The organism is Kitasatospora sp. NPDC101183, from assembly GCF_044767945.1.
Lineage (GTDB): Bacteria > Actinomycetota > Actinomycetes > Streptomycetales > Streptomycetaceae > Kitasatospora.
Genome location: NZ_JBIWOW010000005.1, coordinates 138,849 through 155,612, shown reverse-complemented (window position 1 = coordinate 155,612; position 16,764 = coordinate 138,849). Strand labels below are relative to the sequence as shown.

Annotated in this window: 15 protein-coding genes and 1 pseudogene; 10 read left to right on the top strand and 6 right to left on the bottom strand. The window is 73.1% G+C overall.

Annotated elements, in window-relative coordinates:
* Window positions 1-7 precede the first annotated feature (7 nt).
* Window positions 8-1,432, bottom strand: coding sequence for a helix-turn-helix domain-containing protein (locus ACIRRS_RS08305; protein WP_402966687.1), 1,425 nt, complete (start codon window positions 1,430-1,432; stop codon window positions 8-10).
* Window positions 1,433-1,746: 314 nt separating this feature from the next.
* Between ACIRRS_RS08305 and ACIRRS_RS08300 the strand changes: the two genes are divergently transcribed.
* Together ACIRRS_RS08300 and ACIRRS_RS08295 are read left to right on the top strand one after the other, a co-directional pair.
* Window positions 1,747-4,956, top strand: coding sequence for a M28 family peptidase (locus tag ACIRRS_RS08300; protein ID WP_402966685.1), 3,210 nt, complete (start codon window positions 1,747-1,749; stop codon window positions 4,954-4,956).
* 137 nt (window positions 4,957-5,093) lie between these two features.
* The gene (locus ACIRRS_RS08295) at window positions 5,094-6,323 is read left to right on the top strand and encodes a cytochrome P450 (RefSeq protein ID WP_402966683.1); all 1,230 of its coding nucleotides are present in this window, start codon (window positions 5,094-5,096) and stop codon (window positions 6,321-6,323) included.
* Here ACIRRS_RS08295 and ACIRRS_RS08290 read toward each other — a convergent pair.
* From ACIRRS_RS08290 to ACIRRS_RS08280, 3 genes are all read right to left on the bottom strand, one after another.
* On the bottom strand, window positions 6,280-6,774 hold the full coding sequence (locus ACIRRS_RS08290) for a MerR family transcriptional regulator (RefSeq protein WP_402966681.1): 495 nt from the start codon (window positions 6,772-6,774) through the stop codon (window positions 6,280-6,282). The genes ACIRRS_RS08295 and ACIRRS_RS08290 overlap by 44 nt on opposite strands.
* A gap of 581 nt (window positions 6,775-7,355) precedes the next feature.
* Entirely contained in the window at window positions 7,356-7,844 is a 489-nt protein-coding gene (locus tag ACIRRS_RS08285; protein WP_402966679.1) for a DUF6882 domain-containing protein, read from the bottom strand.
* A 185-nt stretch (window positions 7,845-8,029) separates the two neighbouring features.
* Window positions 8,030-8,497 carry a MarR family winged helix-turn-helix transcriptional regulator gene (locus tag ACIRRS_RS08280; RefSeq protein WP_402966677.1) on the bottom strand — a complete coding sequence of 156 codons (468 nt, stop codon included), beginning with the start codon at window positions 8,495-8,497 and terminating at the stop codon, window positions 8,030-8,032.
* A 42-nt stretch (window positions 8,498-8,539) separates the two neighbouring features.
* On the opposite strand from ACIRRS_RS08280, the gene ACIRRS_RS08275 reads away from it, so the two are divergent.
* Window positions 8,540-9,442, top strand: a complete 903-nt coding sequence (locus tag ACIRRS_RS08275) for an alpha/beta hydrolase (RefSeq protein ID WP_402966675.1) — start codon at window positions 8,540-8,542, stop codon at window positions 9,440-9,442.
* A gap of 34 nt (window positions 9,443-9,476) precedes the next feature.
* Window positions 9,477-10,103 (top strand): class I SAM-dependent methyltransferase, encoded by a 627-nt coding sequence (locus tag ACIRRS_RS08270; protein WP_402966673.1) that lies wholly within the window; start codon window positions 9,477-9,479, stop codon window positions 10,101-10,103.
* A 108-nt stretch (window positions 10,104-10,211) separates the two neighbouring features.
* Here the strand turns inward: ACIRRS_RS08270 and ACIRRS_RS08265 are convergent, their stop codons facing one another.
* Entirely contained in the window at window positions 10,212-10,961 is a 750-nt protein-coding gene (locus tag ACIRRS_RS08265) for a hypothetical protein (protein WP_402966671.1), read from the bottom strand.
* A gap of 92 nt (window positions 10,962-11,053) precedes the next feature.
* On the opposite strand from ACIRRS_RS08265, the gene ACIRRS_RS08260 reads away from it, so the two are divergent.
* From ACIRRS_RS08260 to ACIRRS_RS08240, 5 genes are all read left to right on the top strand, one after another.
* On the top strand, window positions 11,054-11,347 hold the full coding sequence (locus ACIRRS_RS08260; protein ID WP_402966670.1) for a hypothetical protein: 294 nt from the start codon (window positions 11,054-11,056) through the stop codon (window positions 11,345-11,347).
* Between the two features lie 117 nt (window positions 11,348-11,464).
* Window positions 11,465-12,766: a hypothetical protein gene (locus tag ACIRRS_RS08255; protein ID WP_402966669.1), complete on the top strand. Its 1,302-nt coding sequence runs from the start codon at window positions 11,465-11,467 to the stop codon at window positions 12,764-12,766.
* A gap of 103 nt (window positions 12,767-12,869) precedes the next feature.
* The gene (locus ACIRRS_RS08250; RefSeq protein WP_402966668.1) at window positions 12,870-13,805 is read left to right on the top strand and encodes an ROK family protein; all 936 of its coding nucleotides are present in this window, start codon (window positions 12,870-12,872) and stop codon (window positions 13,803-13,805) included.
* An 82-nt stretch (window positions 13,806-13,887) separates the two neighbouring features.
* On the top strand, window positions 13,888-14,460 hold the full coding sequence (locus tag ACIRRS_RS08245; protein WP_402966667.1) for a dihydrofolate reductase family protein: 573 nt from the start codon (window positions 13,888-13,890) through the stop codon (window positions 14,458-14,460).
* Between the two features lie 27 nt (window positions 14,461-14,487).
* Window positions 14,488-15,273 carry an SDR family oxidoreductase gene (locus tag ACIRRS_RS08240; RefSeq protein WP_402966665.1) on the top strand — a complete coding sequence of 262 codons (786 nt, stop codon included), beginning with the start codon at window positions 14,488-14,490 and terminating at the stop codon, window positions 15,271-15,273.
* Between the two features lie 91 nt (window positions 15,274-15,364).
* Here ACIRRS_RS08240 and ACIRRS_RS08235 read toward each other — a convergent pair whose 3' ends face one another.
* Window positions 15,365-16,438 (bottom strand): hypothetical protein, encoded by a 1,074-nt coding sequence (locus ACIRRS_RS08235; RefSeq protein ID WP_402966663.1) that lies wholly within the window; start codon window positions 16,436-16,438, stop codon window positions 15,365-15,367.
* Between the two features lie 102 nt (window positions 16,439-16,540).
* Here ACIRRS_RS08235 and ACIRRS_RS08230 point away from each other — a divergent pair.
* Window positions 16,541-16,750: pseudogene (locus tag ACIRRS_RS08230) on the top strand (DUF6624 domain-containing protein); the annotation flags it as partial.
* Window positions 16,751-16,764: the final 14 nt, after the last annotated feature.

The following is a 16,764-nucleotide window of genomic DNA, read 5'->3' as shown; positions in this document are numbered from 1 at the left end:
GGGGGCCTCACAACCCCGCGAGCTCCCCCAAGCGCCGCGCCACCTGCGGACGGTGCGCGGCCAGCCGGGAGCGCAGCCCGCGCAGCTCGTACCCGACCAGCGCGGGCAGCGCGCCCTCCGGTCCGGCCTCCAGGGTCGGGCCGAGCAGCTCCACGGCCGCCTGCGGGTCGTGGGCGCAGGCGTGGCAGTCGGCCATGCGGACGTTGAACAGCAGACGGCTGGCCGGGAGTTGCGCCGGGCCCAGCAGGTCGAGGGCCGTCTCGGCGGCTTCCAGTGCGCGCCGGGCCAGCCGGGGGTCGTCCACCGCCGCCGCGAGGTCGCGCAGGGCCGCCGCGGCGGCGGCCTCGACCCGCACCCGCATGGAGGCGATGGTGAGCCAGGGCGCGTCCACCTCGTCCCGGGCACCGATGTGCTCCACGTGCGCCCGCGCCCGGTCGATCTCGCGGACGGTGCCGCCCACGTCCCCGCTCAGGGCCAGCGCCCTGGCGCGGCCGATCCCGCCCATGGCGCCCGCCCAGTGCCGGCCGGGGGCGGCCCGCTCGATCTCGCTGGCGTAGCCGAGCGCCGCGCCCGGGTCCCCGTCCAGCCGCACCAGGGTGCTCAGGTCGCTGAGGGTGCCGACCTGCGTCGCCTCGTCCTGGGCCAGCCGCGCCCAGGTGAGCGCCCGGTCGAAGCAGGCCATCGCGGTGGCGCCGCGGCCGTCCTGCATCCGCAGCGCCCCGGCCGCGTGCGCGTGTTCGGCCGCCAGCCGGGCCAGGGGGCGGCGCTGCGAGGCGGGGGCGACGGCGAGCCGGGCGAGCACGGCCCGCAGGGCGCGCTCGATGTCGAGGGCCAGCGCCAGGCGGTCGCCGGACTCCCCGGCGCGCAGGTGGGCGGCGAGCCGCCCGGCCAGGGCGTGCGCGGTGGGGGCGTCCAGCGGCGGGGCGACGGCCGGGTCGGCGGCGCAGAACTCGGCGTGCAGCAGGGCCAGTTCCCGCTCCTCGGGGACGTCGCAGCCCTGGGCGTCGTGCAGGGGGCAGAGCAGTCCGTAGTCCGGCAGCCGCCGGGGCGGCTGCGGTGCGGCGATCGGCGCGCGTAGGGAGAGGGAGGGGAGGTGCGAGGGCAGCGGCGGGCGCAGCAGCCCCGGAGGGAAGGGGTCGATGGCCGGGAGGGCGGCGGTCTCGGCCCGCAGGCAGGCCTCGCGCAACTCCCCGGCCGCGCCGAGCAGTTCGTCGATCCTCTCGGCGATCCTGGGGGTGACCCGGCGGGCACCGTGCTCGATCTTGCTGACGGCGGTGTGGTCGTAACCGACCCCCGCGCCGAGTTGCGCCTGGGTCAGCCCGGCCCGGCGCCGCCAGTGCCGCAGCAGGGCGCCGAACTCCCGCCAGGCGCCCACCTCCTGGCCGCCGGGGCGGTGCGCCCCCGCGTCGGAGCCCACCAGGTTGCGGTGCACGCTGCCTCCCCGGTCGCGTCGTTCCCCCCGGTTCCACGAGCAGGACGGTACTGGATGGCGATCGATCCGTACATCAGGTGGTCTCGACCAGTTGCCCCAGGTGGTCTCAACCACTGGGCCAAAAGCCCAGCTTGACGGAATTTGCCAACCCTATGCACCACGCGCACCAGCCATTGACCAGAGCATGACGCCATGTGAGGGTTCGGGCACCCGAGCGCGGACAGCCCGCACGGCCGTTCCCCCAGACGCGGCCCTGCGGCGAGCCCCCAGCCATGCCGTCCGCGGTCGAGGACCCCCACGTTCGAGGAGCCTCGATGCAACGCAGAGTTTCCACAGGGCGGTTGCTCACCACAGCCACCACCTTGACTCTCCTGGTCGGCGCGATAGCCGGCACCACAGGGCCGGCCACCGCCGCGCCCGCCCCCACGCCCGCGCCCCAACCGAGCGCGCTCGCCCTCGCCGTGAACGCCGCCGACGCGGCCGCCGCGGCCGGGGCCGACTCGCTGGCCAAGGGCCCGGGCGAGTCGTACGAGCGCCGCGCCGTCACCCCCTGGCTCGGCGGCCTGTACTCCGTCTCGTACGACCGCACCTACCACGGCCTTCCGGTCGTCGGCGGCGACGCGGTCGTGCTCGCCGACAGCCAGGGCAAGGTGCGCGGCTCGCAGTCCGCCGCCTCCGGCCCGGTCGGCGGGTCGACCACCCCGAAGATCAGCGCCGCCGCCGCGGAGAGGACCGCGCGCACCAAGCTGGCCACCGTCGACTCGGTGGCCCAGCGCCGCCTCGTCGTCAAGGTCAAGGACGGCACGAGCACGCTCGCCTGGGAGACGGTGCTCAAGGGTCGTACCGAGAGCGCGCCGAGCAGCCTGCACGTCTTCGTGGACGCGGTCACCGGCGAGGTCGTCGACACCTACGACGACGTCGAGGCCGGCACCGTCAACAGCAAGTGGAACGGCCCCGGCCCGCTGACCATCAGCACCTCCGGCTCCGGCGGCTCGTACTCGCTGACCGACCCGAGCCGGCCCGGCCTGAGCTGTTCCGACTACAGCACCGGCCAGGTCTTCCGGAAGTCCTCGGACTCCTGGGGCAACGGCAACCCCTCCAGCAAGGAGACCGGTTGCGGCGACGCCATGTGGGCGGCCCAGAAGGAATGGGACATGCTCCGCGACTGGCTCGGCCGCAACGGCCACGACGGCAACGGCGGCAGCTGGCCGGTCAAGGTCGGCCTGAGCGACGTCAACGCCTACTGGGACGGCAGCTCCGTCTCCATCGGCCACAGCCAGGCCGGCGAGTGGATCGCCGCCCAGGACGTCGTCGGCCACGAATTCGGCCACGGCATCGACCAGTTCACCCCCGGCGGCGCCAACAACGAGAACGGCCTCGGCGAGGGCACCGGTGACATCTTCGGCGCGCTCACCAAGGAGTACAACAACGAGCCCTCCTCCTACGACTACCCGGACTACCAGGTCGGCCGCGTGATCAACCTGGTCGGCCAGGGCCCGATCCGCAACCTGTACAACCCCTCCCTGGTCAACGGCGACCCGAACTGCTACTCCTCCTCCATCCCCAGCACCGAGGTCCACGCGGCCGCCGGCCCGCTGAACCACTGGTTCTACCTGCTGTCCAAGGGCTCCAGCGGCACCAACGGCTCGCCCAGCAGCCCGACCTGCAACAACTCCTCCGTCACCGGCATCGGCATGAAGCAGGCCGGCCAGGTCTGGTACGGCGGCATGCTGCTCAAGACCAGCGGCATGACGTACAAGCGCTACCGCACCACCACCCTGACGGCCGCCAAGAACCTCGACCCGACCTGCGGCTACTACAACGCCACCAAGGCGGCCTGGGACGCGGTCAGCGTGCCGGCGCAGAGCGGTGACCCGAGCTGCACGCCCTCCGGCGGCAACAACGACTTCTCGCTCAACCTCGGCCCGGCCTCCGGCACCGTCCAGCCCGGCGCCTCGACCACCGCGACGATCGGCACCTCGGTGACCTCGGGCACCGCGCAGACCGTCAACCTCAAGGCCACCGGCGCCCCGACCGGCGTGACCGCGACCGTCTCGCCCTCCTCGGTGCAGGCCGGCGGCTCCGCCACGCTGACCCTGGCGGCCTCCAACTCGGCCGCCGCGGGCACCTACACCATCACCGTGACCGGCACCGAGGGTGCGGCCACCCACACCGCCCAGTACACCCTGACGGTCGGCGGCGGCGGCCCCAACCCGGGCACCCCGCCCACCATCGACGTCACCAAGATCCAGGCCGACCTGACCCAGCTGAACACCATCGCCAACCAGAACGGCGGCAACCGCCGGGCCGGTAGCGCCGGGCACAGCCAGTCGGTGGCGTTCATCAAGGCCAAGCTCCAGGCGGCCGGCTACACCGTCGCCGAGCAGACCTGCACCTCCTGCAGCTACCAGTCCAACAACCTGATCGCCGACTGGCCCGGCGGCCCGTCCGACCAGGTCACCATGTTCGGCGCCCACCTGGACAGCGTCTCGGCCGGCCCCGGCATCAACGACAACGGCTCCGGCTCCGCCGTCCTGCTGGAGAACGCCCTCGCGCTCGCCCAGCAGAACCCGTCGCTCAGCCGCCACGTCCGCTTCGCCTGGTGGACCGGCGAGGAGCAGGGCCTCCAGGGCTCCAACTACTACGTCGGCCAGCTGAGCTCCGCCCAGCGCTCGGCGATCAAGGGCTACTACAACTTCGACATGGTCGGCTCGCCCAACGCCGGCTACTTCATCAACAACATCACCTCCAGCGCCGCCGCGCCGATGAAGGCGTACTGGGACTCGCTGAACCTCCAGCCGGAGGAGAACGTCGAGGGCGTCGGCCGCTCGGACGACTACTCCTTCCAGCAGGCCGGCATCCCGACCTCGGGCTACGCGGCCGGTGCCGACGCCGTCAAGACCTCGGCCCAGGCGGCGAAGTGGGGCGGCCAGGGCGGCCAGTCCTACGACTCCTGCTACCACCAGTCCTGCGACACCACGAGCAACGTCGACGCGACGCCGCTCGGCCGCAGCGCCAACGGCGTGGCCTACACCATCTGGAAGACCTCGGTCGGCGGCACCACGCCCGCCAACGACTTCTCCCTCTCGGTGAACCCGACCACCGCCACCGTCAAGCCCGGTGACTCCACCAGCGCGACGGTCTCCACCGCCACCACCTCCGGCTCCGCCCAGACCGTCAACCTGACGGCCTCCGGCGCCCCCGCGGGTGTGACGGTCTCGCTCAGCCCGTCCTCCGTGCAGTCCGGCGGCTCGTCCACGCTGAACATCAGCACCGCCTCCTCCACCACCGCGGGCACCTACAACATCACCGTCACCGGGGCGGGTTCGGCCAGCCACACCACCAGCTTCACGCTGGTCGTCAGCGGCCCGGGCAACCCCGGAGGGACCTGGACGCCCGGCACCACGTACAACGCCGGGGACGTCGTGACCTACAACGGGGTCAGCTACCGCTGCATCCAGGGTCACACCGCGCAGGTCGGCTGGGAGCCGCCGATCGTCCCCGCCCTGTGGCAGGCGATCTGACGCCTCCCTGAGGCCTGACCGCACCACCTGAAAGCCGCTGCGCCGCGATCCGCCTGAGGGGACGGATCGCGGCGCAGCCGTCTGTTCGCTCGGTATCGTGTCGGATCGGCAGCACGACCGAACTCAGGAGCCCTCAGGTGACTTCGCACCCCCTGCCCGTACCGGAGTTGGCCGCCGAGGCCGTCGAGCAGTGGCGCACCGAGGAGGCCGAACTGGTCGACCTGCTCACCCGGGCCCGGCACGGCGTCGGCGGGCTCGCCGCGTTCAGGCTCGGGCCGACACCCACCGTCCTGGTGACCGACCCGGCCGCCGTGCAGCACGTCCTGGCCCGCCACCCCGACACGTACGTCAAGCGCTCGCACCGGGCGCGGATGCTCGTCGGCAACGGCGTGCTCTCCGCCACCGGCGACGCCTGGAAGCGCCAACGGCGGCTGCTGCAGTCCCAGTTCACCGGCCCCGGGATGCGCCGGTACGAGCAGCGCATCGCTGCCGCCGCCCGGCAGGCCGCCGACCGGTGGGAGGGGTACCGGCGCAGCGGGGAGACCTTCGACCTCGGCGAGGAGATGCGCCGCTTCGCGCTGGACACCGTCTGGCGGGCGCTGACCGGGCTGCCGCTGGACGACCGTACGGACACCGAACTGCGGTCCGTGGAGCGGGTGGTGGCCGAGATGCCGACCCTGCCGGGGTCGGTGGACGAGGCGCGGCGGCTGGTGGAGGCGGACCTCGCGCGGATCGACACCGTCGCACACGCCGCGATCGCGGCGGCGAGGGCATCCTCCGCGTCCCAGGACCCGGGCCTGCTGCGGGTGCTGGTGGATGCCTCCGACCAATACCCCGAGTACACCGACGAGTTGATCCGCGACGAGCTGGTCACCCTGCTCGTCGCCGGGCACGAGACCACGGCCACCACGCTCACCTGGCTGTACCTGCTGCTCGACCGCTTCCCGGAGACGCACGGCGCCGACCCGGCCGCGCTGGTCAGCGAGACACTGCGACTCTACCCGCCCGCCTGGCTGCTCCCCCGGCACGCCGTACGGGACGACGTCGTCGAGGGCCACCACATCGCGGCGGGCACGGACGTCCTCGTCTGCCCGTTCCTCACCCACCGCGACCCGGCCCTGTGGCCCGACCCGGAACGCTTCGACCCCGCCCGCTTCTCCTCCGGGCGGCTGCCCGTCGGCGCGTACATCCCCTTCGGCCTCGGCGCCCGCGCCTGCCTGGGCACGCAGTTCGCCCTGCGGGAGACGGCGGCGCTGCTCGAACTGCTCCTACCGTTGGGCCCGTTGACGCTCCTCGACCCGCCCCGGGGCTCCAGCTACAGCATCACCGTACGGCCGGACGGGCCGACGCTCGCCCGCTTCCGCTGACGGCGCCGGGCTCCCGTGGGAGGAACCCGTCCTCCAACACCTCCCCCGCCAGCGCCGCGTCCACCCGCGCACCGATGTGCTCACGGGTGGTCGGGCACGTCAGCGGGAGGTCCCGGTGGCAGCCGAGCATGTGCGTCAGCACGGCGGCGGCGCGCTCCAGCCGACGCGCCCGGGCGAGCATCTCGTCCCGCTGCACCGCGAGCAGCGCCTTGCGCTCCCCCGCCGCCTCGCTCGCCACGACGGCCGCCGTACCCGCGATCGGGATCATCCCGTCCACGTGCCACAACTGGACGAGCGCCAACCGCTCCAGCGCCGCCCGGTCGTACTGCCGCACCCGCCCACGCCGCGCGGTGGCGGCCAGCAACCCGCACTCCTCGTAGTAGCGCAGCGCCGGCACCGACAGCCCGAAGGCGCCCGCCACCTCGCTGATCGAGTACAGCCGCTCGTCCATCCCGTCCTCCCTGGTTGCCCTCAAGTGAACCGGAGCAGCAAAACTTAGGCAAGCCTAACCTGCCCGAGCAAACGGCCCCGCCAGGACCGTGAACCCGGTGGCCACTCCCGCGGACCTGGCGGAGGACCTCGCCGAGATCGGCTACCCGCAACTGGCCCTCGGCTAGGGGCGTCGAGTTGTGATGACCGCCCAGTTGGAAGGCGTTGTGAGTACCTCGGTGGAGCGAAGGGCCGAATGCGTGGGGTGGAAGAGCCGCAGCTCATCCACCCCACCGCCGAAGCGAGGCGGCCGGGTGTGAAGTCGTCCAGGATGAGAATGCCACCGGAGGCGAGCAGCTCAACAACCCGCTGAGGGTCGTCACGCTTGCCACCGCGGCCGGAGAAGAAGACGCCGAATGGCGCGTGCTGCTCAAGCAGCCGCCAGTCCCCGGTGAGCACCCTCACCCGCGCGTCGTCCGCGAACGCCCACTCCAGTGCGCGGGAAGTCGGCCGGGCCGACTTCCCGCGCAACCACTCCAGCCGGCACTCCCTCGAGGCTCGCGACCCCACACACGCCCCACAACCAGGCCATCAAGGCGAGCGTCACCGGTGTTCGGTGACCAGCTCCAAGTCGTGGACCAGGAAGTGGAGTTGCATCTCGTCCGTCGAGTCGGCCCACAGCCCCTCCGCATCGAGCACCGAAGCGGCCACCAGCCGCGCCTCGGCGACGAGTTCCGGGTGGTGGTTGAAACCCGGCCACGGCAGGACGGGGTAGTTGTTCGCCTCGCCGAACTGCCGGACCCGTTCGATGTCTCCCAGGACCGTCCGTGGCAGTGACTCGTTCGCCCAGGACCACAGCCAAGACTGCTGGGCCAGGCTGACGCTGCCGATCATCGTGAGTCGGCCGACGAGGAACACCTTCCCGTCGCGCGACCACGTCATCTGCGCGTCGTCCATGGACCAGTGGTACTGCACGTCACCCGACAGCCCGAAGCGCTCGACCATGAGGGCCTGCCGCGAGCGGGCACGCTCCCGAGCCGCGCGCACGACCTCCTCCCAGCCGGAGTGGTCATGCTTCGAGTGGTCGTCCACCGTTCCTCCTCGTCCTGAACCGTCGGCAGGATCATCCCACTGCGCCGCAGGTCCAGGACTTCGGGCCGGCTACTACGGCGAACGATCGTGGATCTCTTCAGCGGCGGCAAGCGCAGCGGGACGGGTCACGCGCACAGTCTTCCGCGTGGTGGGAACGAGTCACATTGACCCAGAGGCGGCGCCCCTCACCCCGTGGGCGTGCCGATCCGGTCGCGCTCCAGGGCCGCGCGCAGCTCGGCGAGGGCCCGGCCGGCGGCCGACACGGACGCGCCGCCGATCAGCTCGGCGAGCCCTGCCGCGAACGTCTCCTCCGCGGCGTCGACGAGCCGTGTGCCGTCGTCGGTCAGGGCCAGGAGCGAGGACCGGCGGTCGGCCGGGTTCGGCCGCCGGACGGCCCATCCCTGCTTCTCCAGCCGGTCGACGCCCTTGCTGGTCGCCCCGATGCCGATGGCGAACTCGGCCGCGAGGTCGGCCACGCGCGCTCCGGGGTGGTCGCGCAGGTGGCGCAGGAACTCGAACTGCGAGGTGACGATCCCGTGCGCCGTGCGGAGGCGGTCGTTCAGCGCGTTGTAGAGACGCGTCTCGCACCGTACGAGGTCGGCGAAGAAGGCCGGCAGGTCGACCGCGTCGCCATCGAGTGATGTACATTCCATGGCATCTACTGTACGGGAATGCACATTGCCGGAGGGACAGCCATGAGCAAGTCACAGCGCGCCGAGATCGACGCGATGCTGCGCCGGCCGCAGCCCGAAGGGCCACGGTCGGTCGAGGAGATACGCGCCGGCTTCAGGGCGCTGATGGCCCGGATGATCGTGCCCGACACCGTGCGCACCACACCGACGACCCTCGGCGACCGCCCCGCCCTGCGGGTCGAGCCGACGGGCGGGCGCCGCGCCGGGACGATCCTGTACTTCCACGGCGGCGGCTTCGTGTTCGGCTCCCCCGAGACCGCCCTGTCGCTGACCGGCAATCTGGTCGCCAGGACCGGCTTCGAAGCCCACTCGGTGGACTACCGGCTCGCCCCCGAGCACCCGTTCCCGGCCGCGATCGACGACACCCTGAGCGCCTACCGCGCCCTCCTCGACGGCGGGCACGCCCCCTCCACCATCGCGTTCGCCGGCGACTCCGCGGGCGGCGGCCTCGCCGTCACCACCTGTCTGGCCGCCCGTGACGCGGGCCTGCCGCTCCCCGCCGCCGTCGTGGCGTTCTCGCCGGGCCTCGACGCGACCCGCACGGGCGGGAGCATGGACACCAGGGAGGCCGCCGACCCGATCTTCACCCGCCGGGCCGTCGAACGCACCGGGGCCATGTACCTCGCCGGCGCCGACCCGTACCAGCCCCTGCTCAGCCCGGCCGTCCTCGCCGACCTGACCGGATTTCCCCCCGTGCTGATCCAGGTCGGCACCAACGAGATCCTCCTGGACGACTCCACCCGCCTCGCCGCGCGCGCCCGATCGGCCGGGGTGGACGTCATCCTGGACGTCACCGCCGATGTGCCGCACGTGTTCCAGGCCTTCGCCGGCCTCCTGGACGAGGCGGACGAGGCCCTGGACCGCGCGGCCCTCTTCCTCACCCAGCACGTTCGGGAAAAGGCGTAGCTCCACCCTCCGGTGACCGCTACGGTGCGCCGTTGTGAATGGTGACGATCCGAAGGACCTGGTCCGGCGCGGATACGACCGGCTGTCCGCGCACTACGAGCGGGCGTTCGGCAGCGAGACGAAGTACGGGTCGTGGATCGAGGAACTGCTCGGGCGCCTCCCGGAGACCGGCACCGTGCTGGACGTGGGCTGCGGAACCGGAGTCCCCGTCGCCCGGTCGCTCGCGGCGGCGGGGCACCGCGTCACGGGCGTCGACATCAGCGACGTCCAGGTCCGGCGGGCCCGGGAACTGGTACCGGCCGCCGAGTTCCTTCGCGCGGACGCCACAGCCCTGACGTTCCCGCCCGGGGCCTTCGACGCCGTGGTCTGCCTGTACTCCCTGATCCACATCCCCGTCGAGGAGCAGCCGCCCCTGCTGAGCCGGATCGCCTCCTGGCTTCGGCCAGGAGGCTGGCTCCTGGCCACCACCGGCCACCGGGCCTGGACCGGAACCGACGAGAACTGGCTCGGAGGCGGCGCCCCGATGTGGTGGAGCCACGCGGACGCGGACACCACCCGCTCCTGGCTCGTGCGCGCCGGCTTGGAGGTATCCCACGAGGAGCTCGTCCCCGAGGGCGACACCGGCCACGTCCTGTTCTGGGCCCAGCGGCCGGAGAGCTGAGGGACGGCCAAGGGCTCACAACTCCGTACGGGAGAACTCCAGCTCACCGAAGTGTGACCGTGCCCCTGCCACGGTGCTCTCCGGGCGGGGTTGTCGTCGTCCGGTCGGTCAGGCGCCCCAGCGCGCGACGACGGCTTCCGCGATGTCGAAGGGCGCCTCGCATTCCGCGCACCGGGCCGTGCCGAAGACGTAGGTCAGCTTGTGCGCGAGGTAGGGGTGGCCGTCGGCGTGGATACGTCCGTGCAGTCGGCGGGCCAGGCCCTGCAGCGCAGCAGGGTCCCGTGGCTGGAGGGGGAACCGCTTGGCGGGGGCCTGGAGCATGTACAGGTGGTCGGTGGTCGAGAAGTATCCGTGTTCGCCGAAGACGATCGAGTTCTCGGCTTCGCACGCGGGGCAGGGCAGTTCGTACTCCTCGACGTTGAGGCCGTCGATCTGCTCGCCCCAGACCTCGACCCCCTCGAAGTTGAGCAGCGTTCCCAGGAGCTGGACGTAGTTGAGGGGGTCCTGGGTCAGCCCGGGATCCCGCAGGGCCTCCTCGGTGAGCCTCCGCATCTCGGCGATCTCCGTGGCGCGGGACACGTAGGGGTCTTCCCCGTTGTCGGGCCGGTCGATGCCGGCGACGATGGCGCCGGCCAGGTAGAGCGGTTGCCGCCGCTCCGACGGCGACCAGCGTCGGGCCGCGTCGGCCAGGGCCGGGAGTGCCGCGTAGCTGGCCGAGAAGACCGCGCCCTGGTGGCACAGGGCCGACCACAGCTCGTTCCAGCAGTCGTCGTGCGGGTCCGGGCTCATGGCGTCGAGGAGGCCGGGGATGTCCTGGGCGCTGCCGTACGCGTGGCTGAGCTGGGACCAGTCCGTCATGCCATGGATTCAAGCACCTGGGGGAGACGGATTCCGAGCGGTCGAGCTTCGGTGAGACAGGTCGAACCAACTGCAGAGCGCAGGAAGTCGACGTGGCCGACTTCCTGCGCACCCTCTTGCGTGGGGCCGTGAGCTGCGGAAACTCGGGTGAGGGGGTGGAGGTGGGTCTGGGAGAGTGGGGCGGCATGAGTACGTCGAGAGCGTTGCCGGTCATGCGAACCCCTGATCTGCGGGAGGCCTACGAGGCGGTCCAGCGGTTGTTGGGCCTTGCCCTCCCCCTGGACAACTTTCACGTCAACGTGGAGACGCAGGCCCTGACGCTCGCGGAGGCACAGCGCCTGGTGGCCGCGTTCCCGACAGCGCCGGTCTACCCGGCGGGTCGGTGAGGAGGGCCTCCAGCGGGGTGCCCGCGAGGAGGTGGTCGAGGGCCCAGCGGTTGGAGACAGGAACCGCGAGCGACGCCGTCTCGACATCGTTCCCGCCGCAGGGTGGAGAATGCCCGGGTGGCACAGGGGATGATCGAGCGGCTGATATCGGAGCTGGACAGTGACGACACGGCGGCCCGGGTCACCGCCCGGGACACCCTGGCGACGCTCGGCCCGCCCGCCGTCGCCCCGCTCCTCGACCGGCTGCGCCAACCCCCGAGCGACCGGGCCGGGTCGATGTACGTCGTCACACTCCAGCGGCTCGGGCGCTTCGCCTTCGCCCCCGTCGTGAAGGCACTGGCCGACGAGCCCGAGGTGGCCGGGGAGTTGGCCCGGGTCCTGCGCGGTCTCGGGCCCGCCTGCCTGGACGAGTACCTCGGTGTCCTCGACCACGTGCAGCCCGCCATCTGCGCCGCAGCCGCCGGCGCCCTCGGCACACCGGCCGCCCTCCCGCACGCCGACAGGCTGCTCCCGCTCCTCGCGGACCCGGCGCCGGAGGTGCGCCGCAGTGCGAGAGCCGCCCTGACGGCGCTCGGCGAGGACGCCGTCCCCCTCCTCCGTCACGTCCGCCGCCACGGCCCCGGCGCCCAGCGGCGCGGCGCGCTGGCCGTCCTGGCCGAGCTGGTGGACCCCCGCGACCTCGACCCGGCCGACCGGGCCGCCGTCCGCCGCCTGATCCGCATCAAGCGGCTGGACGAGACCCCGCACCCCCTCACGGCCTGCTTCCTCTCCTGGATCGCCGTCCGCACCGGCGACCAGGACGCCCTGCTGGACCTCCTCGGCCTCACCGACCCCGAGCCGGTCACCTTCACCCTCGGCTCCTCCGTCGCCGACGCCGACGGCCACGACGGCGCGGACGGCCCGCCGTTCCCCCAGTACGCCCGCGTCTACGTCACCCCCGAACTGGACGGCTGGACGCTCCTCCTCGGCCGCTGGTGCAGCCCGATCGACGCGGAGCGCACCGAGGAGGTCGCCCGCATCTGCCGCGAGCTGAGCGCCCGTTACGGCTCCGCGCAGGCCTACTTCCACGGCGCCCAGAACGACGGCTCCGCCTGGCTCGTCGCCGAGGACGGGGTGATCCTGCGCCGCGCCGCCTCCGAGGAGTACTACGAGGAGGGCGAAGAGGAAGCGGAGGAGATCGGCGATCCCCTCCCCGCCGAGCGGCTGGAACTCGCCCGCCTCGCCGCCGAGTTCGACGGCGAGGACCTGGAGTTCGAGTGGGGCTTCGCCCAGCTCGACATGGCCCGCAAGCTCGCCGCCGCCCTGAGCATCGACCCCTACGGCGTCGGCCCCGCGACCCGCGTCCGGGGCCGGGGCGTGCTCGCCCTGACCCCGTACGGCGTGGAGTACGGCGTCCCGCCGGGCGCCATGCCGATCTGACCAACGCCCGCGCCGCGTGCACAGGCTCCAGCCGCTCCTCCGACTCGGCGAGGTCGATCCACCCCTCCCCCGCCGCCCCCGCCCGTGATCTACGCTGGGCGCCATGACCACCCCCGCCCCCCTCTACGCCGCCGTCGACATCGGCGGCACCAAGATCGCCGGGGCGCTGGTCGACCCGGACGGCCGCCTGCGCCACCGCCTCCAACTCCCCACCCCCGCCCAGGCGCCCGCCCCCGAGGTCCTCGCCGTCGTCCACCGCGTGCTGGACCGCCTCGCCGCCACCCCCGACTGGCCCGCCGTGACGGCCCTCGGCATCGGCAGCGCCGGCCCGGTGGACCTCGCCGGGGGCACCGTCAGCCCGGTCAACATCCCCGGCTGGCGCCGCTTCCCCCTGGTCGCCCGGGCCGCCGCCCACCCGGCCGTCGCCGCCCGCGCCCTGCCCGTACGCCTCGCCGGCGACGGTGTCGCGATGGCCGCCGCCGAGCACTGGCAGGGCGCGGCCCGGGGCGCCGCGAACGCGCTGTGCCTGGTGGTGTCGACGGGCGTCGGCGCGGGCCTGGTCCTGGACGGCGCCGTGCGCCCCGGCCCGAGCGGCAACGCGGGCCATCTCGGCCACATCACCGTCGAGTTGGACGGCGAGCCCTGCCCCTGCGGCTCCCGCGGCTGCCTGGAGGGCATCGCCAGCGGTACGGCCATCGCCCGCCGCGCCCTGGCCGCCGGCTGGCACCCGCCCGGCGAGGACCGCACGGCCCGGGCCGTCGCCGCGGCGGCCGAGGCGGGGGACGGGATCGCGCTGGCCGCGTACGACCGGGCCGCCCGGGCCCTGGCCGCCGGGATCGCCGCGACGGCGGCCCTGGTGGACCTGGACCGGGTGGTGGTCGGCGGAGGGGTCGCCACCGCCGGGGACGTGCTGTTCGAGCCGCTCTCCCGCCACCTGCGCGCCTACGCCGTCCTCCCCTACCTGGACGGTCTGCAGCTGCGCCGCGCCGAGCTGGGCACCGACGCGGGCCTGATCGGCGCCGCCGCCCTCTGCCGCTGACGCACCGCGCGCCCCGGCGGCGATTGTCGGACCCTCGTGGCAGCCTGTCACCACCACGCCCCACGAGCACCGAGGAACGACCATGCGCACCCTCATCAGCACCGCCTTCATCTCCCTCGACGGCGTCGTCGAGGACCCGGGCGGTCAGACGGCCTACCGCAACGGCGGTTGGACGTTCAAGGACGTCGAGTTCCTCCCCGAGGCGTACGCGCTCAAGGGCAGCGAGCAGGAGGAGTCGACGGCCGTGCTGATGGGCCGCCGAAGCTACGAGCTGTTCAGCCCGATCTGGCCCGGCATGGCCGAGTTCGGGCACTACAAGGAGCTGCCGAAGTACGTCGTCTCCACGACGCTGGGCGAGGGCGCGCTCGTCGACGACTGGGGGCCGACCACGATCCTGCGCTCGCTCGACGAGGTCGCGGCGCTGAAGGAGACGGAGGGCGGCCCGATCATCGTCCACGGCAGCGTGGCGCTCAACCACGCGCTGTCGGACGCCGGGCTGATCGACCGGTACCACCTGCTGGTCTTCCCGCTGCTCCTCGGCGCCGGCGAGCGGCTGTTCAGCAGCACGGACAAGGACGCGCAGAAGCTCCGGCTCGTGGAGAGCGAGGTGTACGGGAACGGCATCCAGAAGAACGTGTTCGATGTCGTCCGCTGAGGGGCCCGAGGGCCTAGGCTGAGGGACATGACAAAGGGGGAACTGGACGGCAAGTCGGCTCTGGTGACGGGTGGTTCGCGTGGGATCGGCCGGGCGATCGCGCTCAGGCTGGCCCGCGACGGGGCGCTGGTGGCGGTGCACTTCGGGGGGAACGCGAAGGCCGCCGAGGAGACGGTGGCGCTGATCGACGAGGCGGGCGGACGGGCCTTCGCCGTGCGGGCCGCGTTCGGTGCGAGCGGCGCGGTGGAGGCCCTGTTCGAGGGGGTCGTCGCCGGGCTGGCGGCGCACGGCTCGGACGGTCTGGACGTGGTGGTCAACAACGCCGGTGTGCACTCGGAGAGCTCGATCGGGCAGCTCAGCGAGGAAGAGCTGTACCGGGTGCTGACGATCAATCTGAGCACGCCGATGTTCGTGATCCAGCGAGCTCTGCCGTTGCTGAGGGACGGCGGGCGGATCGTGAACGTCGGCTCGGCGGCGGCCCGGGTGGCGAACCACCTCCACATCGCGTACGTCGCGAGCAAGGCCGCACTGAGGGCGCTGGCGCCTTCGCTCGCCAACGAGTTGGGGCAGCGGGGAGTCACCGTGAACACGGTGGAGCCCGGGGTGGTGGCGACCGATATGACGGCCAAGTGGACCGGCCTCCCCGGGGCCGCGGCGGGGCTGGAGTCGATCACCGCGCTCGGCCGGATCGGCACGCCGGAGGACGTGGCGGATGTGGTGGGGTTCCTGGTGGGGCCGCAGGGGCGGTGGGTGACCGGGCAGACGATCGACGTGTCGGGCGGGACGTACCTCGGGCCCATCACGCGTGGGTGATCGGAGCCGCCACACGATCGCACCGAGAGGGCGCCACGGCCACTCCTGTTCCCCAGCGGCCCCCGGCAGTGCCGACTGCACACGACCGGGCCTACGCCGCCACCACCGCACACACCGGCTTCGTCCGCGCCGCGTAGGACCGCGCCGCCACCACCAGCCCGGTCCCCAGCCCCGCGAACGCCAGGCCGCCGAACTCCGCCATCCACCCGAGCCCCGAAGCCGTCGTGAACGGCGGCGAGGGCTTGAACCCGCCGAACCTCCCGAGCCCCACGAGCGGCGCCAGCACGATCAGCGCGTACCCGTACATCATCAGCGGAACGCCCGTCAGCCACGCCGGCACCAGCGGCAGCAGCCTCGGCACCCGGCGCCCCGCCAGGAACAGCGTCCAGCGCGGGAACACCTGCCCCCACACGTACAGCAGCCCCAGCAGCAGGAAGATCCCGAACCCCGCCGCGAACACCGTCACGTCGACCCCCACCTCGGCCAACGCCTTCGCCGGGCCCGACGCACGGCTCTCCACCACGGCCTGCCAGTCCCTGCCCGCGACGCCGATCGCGTTGCCGCTGAGCGTCCAGATCGTCTTGCACCCCGCCCACGGCAGCAGCCCGCCCATGAACAGGCACGCCGTCCACCGCACCCTCCTCGGGGCGCGAGCCGGAGCCGGGTGCGCGAGCGGCCCGTCCTCGCGGCCGCCGTGCGCCTGCCCGCAGCGCGTGCAGACGCCGCGCAGTCGGCGACGGTGGGCCATCCGCGCCATGACGAGCAGCGCGGCCCCGGCCGTGTCGAGCAGCACCTGGGCCAGCCCGGTGGCGCTCTCGATGCCCCCGCCCGTGGTCACCGTCACGAAGTAGACCGGCAGGCCGGTCGTTCCCCAGACGAGCATCGCGATCACGACGACCAGCACCACCCCCACCACCCTGCGGGCCCACTCGCCCAGGGGTCGCGTCGTGGCCAGGCACGCACCGCCGCCCGCCAGCGCCAGGGCCGCCAGCACCGCCAGGAGCGCCGGCGGGTACACGCTGTGCCCCGTCAGCGGCACGGTGGTGCCGGTCACCGCCCACCCGAGCTGGACGGCCGCGTACACCCCGGCCCAGAGCGCGGCGGCCCGGGGCGCCCAGGCGGGCCACCTCCGCCGCCAGGGGGCCGGGACGGGCCCACCACTCACCGTCGAATCCACCGCTACCGCCACCGTGACCTCCGCGCCGAAACTACTTTCGGTCTCCAAGATCCCTCGGTCTTCCGGCAGTTCACATCGGCCGCACGGCGCATCGCCCTCCCCCGCGCTGGGGAGGCGGCCCCCGACCGCACCCTGGTGAACGAGGGCCGGAAGCAGATCTACGGCACCCAGATCGCCGGCGTGAACGACGGCTCGCCCGTCCCCTGGCCCTGCAAGGAGCCCGAACGGATGGACGAGCGCCGCGCCGAGGTCGGCATCCCGCCCTTCGCCGAGTACGTGGCCCTGTTCTCGCTCGCCTGAGCCAGGACAGAAAG